Source organism: Hydrocoleum sp. CS-953, assembly GCF_002260545.1.
Lineage (GTDB): Bacteria > Cyanobacteriota > Cyanobacteriia > Cyanobacteriales > Microcoleaceae > Trichodesmium.
This window is the reverse complement of sequence record NZ_LGSU01001131.1, coordinates 1-7082: the sequence shown is the minus strand read 5'-3', so window position 1 is coordinate 7082 and position 7082 is coordinate 1. Positions and strand designations below refer to the sequence as shown.

Here is a 7082-nt window from a genome sequence, read left to right as displayed (position 1 = left end):
AGATGAGGATATCTAGAAATATTTGGCAATGGCGCTCAGATGGTACATTTTTTTTATACCGAATTATGGCAGTTTTCACTTGGGTAGAACACAGTAGGGACGTTCCATGGAACGTCCCTACAAGGGTTTTTGTTATTCAAGGTGCATTTCATCTTTCTGAAAACCGCTATAAGTCGGTAAGTTATGTTATATTTTTGATTACTTGGCTGGCATTGTCAGGACGCGCCAAACAATAAAACCAGCAAATAAAACATAACCCGCTACTCCTACCCAGTCTTGCCAACTTCCAGATAATTGACTTTCCATAATTTGACGTATTCCCGACATTGTGCGCTCCGCGAAAACGCGAGCTTCTTCAGTCTGGGAAACCATTACCGCTGCGCGTGACAGAGGTGATGTCCTCCCCTTGTGTTGATAAAAATCATATTCTATTATAGTGACTGCGTTTGTAATTGTCAATAGCTATATTAGAAGGCGTGATACCATTTCTCAAAAATCTTGCTATATTTGATTGGGTGGAGGAGGGACGTTGCATAAGGGCGTCCGTACGGGAGTGTGGGAGGTGAGGGGAGAGAAAAAGTAGTGGTAATCTATACTAAAGCTCCTAATAATTGTCAAAAACAGACTTTGAATCTTAGTAACTACTTGACTGTTGAAGTCAAGCCGAAGTATAGCATTAATGCATGGTAATTGGTATTAAATAATCTAGATATGAATTATAAAGATTCACCGCAAACACTAAGTAGGGTTTGGTGAAAAAGTCTTATGGATGAGGGTAGGAGTCAGGAGTCAGGAGTCAGGAGTCAGGAGGAATGGGAATTATAGAGGAGGCAGGAGGAAGAATAGTAAGAGTAATTTTTCTGCCATAATCTACCCAAAATGCTCACTTTTTCGGCTTTATCAACCAAAAAGCTGCTACTTTTTCCAGACCTAAAATTGCTCAAACCTTTATTCGTCAATGCTGTGATATTTAATCAGCAAGCCCTAAGTAGGTGAGTATAAATAAACGTAACGAGCGTAGGGCAGGTTGAATAAACTACATTGGCTTATGTCAAGCTTTTCGGAAGTTCTGGTTTTTCACTACCAATGGCTTTGTTGCATGAAAGTATATAGCTGCCGCACTTGCTTGTGCATATGTACAATAATAACGTGCGGAAACTGCTGTAACTATTGTACAATAGATGAATAGAACATCAATGTTGATGTAGGAAAAGGCTGAAACTTTTGCAAATTAAAGCTTTGANGAAACTGCTGTAACTATTGTACAATAGATGAATAGAACATCAATGTTGATGTAGGAAAAGGCTGAAACTTTTGCAAATTAAAGCTTTGAGGTTTAATTTGCCAGCCATAACTATTGTACAATAGATGAATAGAACATCAATAATCACGAAAGAGAGCGATATAGCTGCTGCTAGGCTCCGCCTTTTCCTGACGGAATGCTCCGCAAACATTTCGGCGACAGCCGAAACGCTTTCTCAGCAGAGCAATAACTATTGTACAATAGATAAATAGAACATCAATAATCGTGAAAAAGAGCGATATAGCTGCGGAATGGATGCTCTATCGCTACTTTCATGCAACAAAACCCTGCCAATTCTTAAAGTCATTGACAACTGATAACTGAAACCAACCTCCTACTTTCGACTAGCTCCGGAGTAAACCACACCTCTTTGAGTATCCAACGTTAAAATTGTTCCATCCCGCACGACATTGGTAGCATTCTTGACTCCCACGATCACTGGCAACCCCAAACGTAAACCAATAATTGCAGCATGACTTGTAACACTATCCTCTTCCGTCACCACTCCAGAAGCTTTTCGCATTGCCTCCACAAACTCAGCATTTGTCTGATTAACCACCAAAATTNGCATTCTTGACTCCCACGATCACTGGCAACCCCAAACGTAAACCAATAATTGCAGCATGACTTGTAACACTATCCTCTTCCGTCACCACTCCAGAAGCTTTTCGCATTGCCTCCACAAACTCAGCATTTGTCTGATTAACCACCAAAATTTCTCCTGGGTTAAAATCTCGAACCTCCGTTGCACTGCGAGCAACACGAGCGCGGCCGCTCACAGAACCCTGACCAACTCCAGTACCTTGACCCAAAACAGCAGTTACTACCTCAACTTTAATTAAATCTGTTGAACCTGCGACACCTTGTAAAGTACCCGCAGTCATCACAACTAAATCTCCGTCAACCAATAACCCCTTTTCCTGAGCGACATTAACTGCTGATTGGAAAGTCTGACCCGCTGAAGCTAAATCTAACACCAGTAGTGGTCTTACTCCCCACACAAGTTGTAACTGTCGCGCCACATCCACATGGGGAGTCACTGCTAAAATAGGAGTTCTTGGTCGAAACTTAGATACATTTCGTGAAGTTGCGCCTGTTTTTGTCAGACTCATAATAGCTGCTGCATCTAATTGTTGAGCAATTTGAGCAACAGCTTGACTAATTGCATTGGGGATAGAATGACCTGTATCATTCATACTCGAAACATTGCAAGTGATAACTTCCTGCTCAATGCGTTTGGCAATGGTTGCCATTGTGGCAACAGCTTCCACCGGATAGTTACCCACTGCTGTCTCATTGGATAACATGACGGCATCAGTACCATCAATAATTGCATTTGCCACATCAGAAATTTCGGCGCGGGTAGCACGGGGGTTATTCACCATACTATCTAACATTTGGGTTGCAGTAATTACAGGAATTCCCATCCGGTTAGAAGTAGAAATTAGTCGTTTTTGCAATAGAGGTACATCCTCTGCTGGTAGCTCCACCCCCAAGTCACCACGAGCAACCATCACTCCATTACACAAAGCCAAAATTTCTTCCATTTGTTCGATCGCTTCGTGTTTTTCTATTTTGGCAATTACAGGAACCTTTTTTCCAGCATTAGCAATTAGTTGTTTAATTTCTAAAACATCTTGGGGGTTACGGACAAAACTTAGTGCTACCCAGTCTACCCCTTGGTCGAGACCAAACATTAAGTCTTTTCTGTCTTTATCTGTCAGTGCTTTAATTGATAGATAAACTCCTGGAAAATTGACACCTTTATTATTAGAAAGAGTACCACCCACAACAACCCGACAATGTAATTGTTTCTCTGCTTTATCTACTTTCTCCACCAACATTTCTACTTTGCCATCATCAAGGAGAATTTTTGCTCCTTCTGGTACTTCATCTGCGAGAGGTTGATAAGTTACAGAGGACATTTCTTGAGTTCCTGGCATCAATTTACTGGTCAAAATAAACAGGTCTCCACGCTCTAAAGATATGGAACCTGTTTCAAATTTTCCTAATCTAATTTTTGGTCCTTGAAGGTCTTGGAGAATGGCTACTGGTTGATTTAGCTCAAAAGAGGTTTGTCGGATGAGGCGAACGCTACGTTGATGATCCTCATGGGTTCCGTGAGAAAAGTTGAGTCGTAGNTTCCTGGCATCAATTTACTGGTCAAAATAAACAGGTCTCCACGCTCTAAAGATATGGAACCTGTTTCAAATTTTCCTAATCTAATTTTTGGTCCTTGAAGGTCTTGGAGAATGGCTACTGGTTGATTTAGCTCAAAAGAGGTTTGTCGGATGAGGCGAACGCTACGTTGATGATCCTCATGGGTTCCGTGAGAAAAGTTGAGTCGTAGGGTTGTAGCGCCAGCTTTGATTAGTTCCCGAAGTACATCAGGCTTAGTAGTTGCTGGGCCAATGGTGGCTACTATTTTGGTTCGACGCAGACTATTTTGTATTTCCATGAGTTTAGAGTGTTAGTAGATTAGGTAGGATAAATATCTTGATTTTTAATTATTTATATATAGTAATTAGGCTAGAAACACTTATTTGAAAAACAAAAATTTAGATTTATTTAATAAGACCTTAACCAATCAGGAGGAGTTTAAATTAAAAATAGTTGAAAAACTTCGCCGAAAANATTATTTATATATAGTAATTAGGCTAGAAACACTTATTTGAAAAACAAAAATTTAGATTTATTTAATAAGACCTTAACCAATCAGGAGGAGTTTAAATTAAAAATAGTTGATTAACTTCTGGACAAAGTTACATTTTTATCTGTTTGTATCTAGTTTCTTAGTTATTATGCTCATAGTTTAAGATTGATATCTTAGACTAGCATAATCAATAGATTTTAGTTGAACTATTAAGGATTACTTTTTTACTTTTAATATTATTAAGTAAACAAAAAGCCTTATTTAATCTAATTAAGTCTTGGGATCTTGATGGAAGCTATGGGGATCGCTCCTAACTTTTTTTTATTTTCTCCCTTGACAAAAATGCTAATTATCCTATTTACTTAATATTGTTTCATATATCTTTACAAAAAGTTGTATGTATCTTATGCTACTAAAATAAATGTTAACTAATATTAAGGAATGCAAATAACAATGTTAGAGGCAGGACTGAAAACAACAGTCCCAAGAGAGTTACTTGGCCCTTCTGGAGGCTTAAATACTAATTTACTCATGTTTTTGAGTTCTTTAGGAATAGTTGTTTTATCAACTTGTGGTTACTTTTACTGGCACTTTCCCGGTTGGTGCTGCTTTTTAANATGCTACTAAAATAAATGTTAACTAATATTAAGGAATGCAAATAACAATGTTAGAGGCAGGACTGAAAACAACAGTCCCAAGAGAGTTACTTGGCCCTTCTGGAGGCTTAAATACTAATTTACTCATGTTTTTGAGTTCTTTAGGAATAGTTGTTTTATCAACTTGTGGTTACTTTTACTGGCACTTTCCCGGTTGGTGCTGCTTTTTAATGAATGTAGTAGCCTTACATATAGCAGGAACAGTCATTCACGATGCGTCCCATAATTCAGCCCATAAGGACCGCTTAGTTAATGCTATTTTAGGTCATGGCAGCGCTCTACTTTTAGGTTTTGCTTTCCCAGTATTTACACGAGTACATCTACAGCATCATGCCCACGTCAACGATCCAGAAAATGACCCAGATCATTTTGTTTCTACTGGTGGCCCTCTGTGGCTAATTGCAGCTCGCTTTTTCTACCATGAAATCTTCTTTTTTAAAAGACGACTTTGGCGAAAATTTGAGCTATGGGAATGGTTTTTCAGCCGTTTGGTGGTCTTTATTATTGTAGGCGTATCTATATATTATGGATTTATCGGCTATATTTTAAATTTCTGGTTTTCCCCTGCTTTAGTAGTAGGTATAGCTCTAGGGTTATTTTTTGATTATTTACCTCACCGTCCTTTTCAAGAACGCGATCGCTGGCTCAATGCTAGAGTTTATCCGAGTGCCATTCTCAATATCCTAATTGGTGGGCAGAACTACCACTTAATTCACCATTTGTGGCCTTCTATTCCTTGGTATAATTACAAACCTGCTTATGAAGTTATGAAACCACTTTTAGATTCTAAAGGTTCTCCCCAATCTTTAGGATTATTGGAAGGAAAAAACTTTTGGAGTTTTCTTTACGATGTTTTTGTAGGAATTAGGTTTGAGAAACATTAAGTAAGCATTTAGCATTCAGCAGTCAGCTATCAGCCTCTTAGAAGTTAGGAGTCAGGAGTCAGAATTAATGGCTTTAATACCATTTTTTAGGTCAGAAATTCTTTTTTTCTCAAATATACATTTCATACAAAGTATTTTAATTGAGCTAACAACTCATAACTAATAGTTGATAGCTGAAGGCTTACTTTTCCTGAAAAATATCAATACTAATTCTTATTATAAAAGGCAATTAATTAATGGCTAATACCTGACTGTTGAATACTTACAATAACTTTTGCCAATTATCTAAACACTAGCACAATTTAATTTTGATATAGCGCGTAGCGCTAGGGAATAGGGAACAGCGGTGCGACCCCGCGTCGGCGTAAGACGCAAGCGGTCAGACCCCGCGCCGCCGACAGCTCGCTTGCGGAATGCTGACCAAGAGAGGGAACGCGCACCAAGAGAGGGAACAGGGAACAGAAGCCTGTAAAAGGGTTTTCCTACGGAATGCTGCGCAAACAGGATTTGAAAATGTCCTAACCTATTTGCGTAGTGCTATAAAACTCCCTTTGTTTACTATTTTGACTAGAGAAAATTGATGAATAAAAATGTAATTATTAGATTATGTCTTTTATTAATTTTTTTAGGAGTAATATTTATAGGATTATGGTTAATACTGCAAAATAGTGACCCTGTTCAACAAGCAGAAATATTAGAAACAGTCTATAGGAAAGGTAACTATATTGAAGCAGGAATTTGGTTTATTTTTGCAGGTGCTTTTGCTATATCTGCGATTAAAAATCGTGACTTAGTAAGATTACATAGAATAGTCGCAACATTCACATTTTTATTATTTGGTTTATCTGACATTGTAGAAGTACAAACTGGAGCTTGGTGGCATCCTTGGTGGTTATTTGTTTGGAAAAGTTTATGTGTTTTATCTATGTTTTGTTTGCTGATATTCTATTTAAAAATTAGATATAAATAATTTGATAAATATTGAAGTAGCAGTCAGCAGTCAGCGTTCAGCTATCAGCTTTCCACGGTGTATAATGGGGGATTGAGACCCCCATTAAGACACACCACTAATTTTAAAAAAATATAGTGGGGGACTTATACCCTCGGATTTTTAGCTGTTAACGTAGTTCCTCCGCAGGAGGCTAGCTGAAAGCTGAAAGCTGATAGCTAGTTAAGGTTAATAGGATAATTTAGGTAGAAATTAGTAGGGTGTCTAGCTTGAAAATGTGGGTGAAAAAACCTAACCCCCCTACTTCTGTAGGGACTCCTGTAGGGACGTTAGACCCCCATTAAGACACACCACTAATTTTAAAAAAATATAGTGGGGGACTTATACCCTCGGATTTTTAGCTGTTAACGTAGTTCCTCCGCAGGAGGCTAGCTGAAAGCTGAAAGCTGATAGCTAGTTAAGGTTAATAGGATAATTTAGGTAGAAATTAGTAGGGTGTCTAGCTTGAAAATGTGGGTGAAAAAACCTAACCCCCCTACTTCTGTAGGGACTCCTGTAGGGACGTTGCATGCAACGTCCCTACCCTACTCCCTACTCCCCTACTCCCCTACTCCCCTACTCCCCTACTCCCTCACTC

6 protein-coding genes and 1 pseudogene are annotated in these 7082 nt (G+C 38.6%); 3 read left to right on the top strand and 4 right to left on the bottom strand.

What is annotated here, in order from left to right; all coding sequences use genetic code 11:
* Nucleotides 1-236 (top strand): hypothetical protein (locus AFK68_RS39170; protein ID WP_210407471.1); only part of this gene is annotated, 236 nt, incomplete at its 5' end.
* On the opposite strand, the gene AFK68_RS35225 is transcribed toward AFK68_RS39170, so the two are convergent.
* The 4 genes and pseudogenes from AFK68_RS35225 to AFK68_RS45595 all read right to left on the bottom strand — a co-directional run.
* On the bottom strand, nt 199-459 hold the full coding sequence (locus AFK68_RS35225; RefSeq protein ID WP_143437996.1) for a hypothetical protein: 261 nt from the start codon (nt 457-459) through the stop codon (nt 199-201). The genes AFK68_RS39170 and AFK68_RS35225 overlap by 38 nt on opposite strands.
* 1178 nt (nt 460-1637) lie before the next feature.
* Complete coding sequence (locus AFK68_RS17630; RefSeq protein WP_371357437.1) at nt 1638-1862, bottom strand: PEP-utilizing enzyme; 225 nt, start codon at nt 1860-1862, stop codon at nt 1638-1640.
* 8 nt (nt 1863-1870) lie between these two features.
* Nucleotides 1871-3444: pseudogene (gene pyk, locus AFK68_RS45600) on the bottom strand (pyruvate kinase); the annotation flags it as partial.
* Between the two features lies 1 nt (nt 3445).
* A partial coding sequence (locus AFK68_RS45595; RefSeq protein ID WP_371357436.1) for a pyruvate kinase occupies nt 3446-3761 on the bottom strand: 316 nt, incomplete at its 3' end.
* An 859-nt stretch (nt 3762-4620) separates the two neighbouring features.
* Here AFK68_RS45595 and crtR point away from each other — a divergent pair.
* On the top strand, nt 4621-5496 hold the full coding sequence (gene crtR, locus AFK68_RS17615) for a beta-carotene hydroxylase (RefSeq protein ID WP_094673899.1): 876 nt from the start codon (nt 4621-4623) through the stop codon (nt 5494-5496).
* 580 nt (nt 5497-6076) lie between these two features.
* A complete protein-coding gene (locus AFK68_RS17610; protein ID WP_094673898.1) occupies nt 6077-6466 on the top strand; it encodes a hypothetical protein in 390 nt (129 codons plus the stop codon).
* Nucleotides 6467-7082: the final 616 nt, after the last annotated feature.

Excerpts from the sequence above, each read along its gene's own strand:
- AFK68_RS17610 (WP_094673898.1), top strand. The coding sequence starts at position 6,077 with ATGAATAAAAATGTAATTATTAGATTATGTCTTTTATTAATTTTTTTA.
- crtR (WP_094673899.1), top strand. The coding sequence starts at position 4,621 with ATGTTAGAGGCAGGACTGAAAACAACAGTCCCAAGAGAGTTACTTGGC.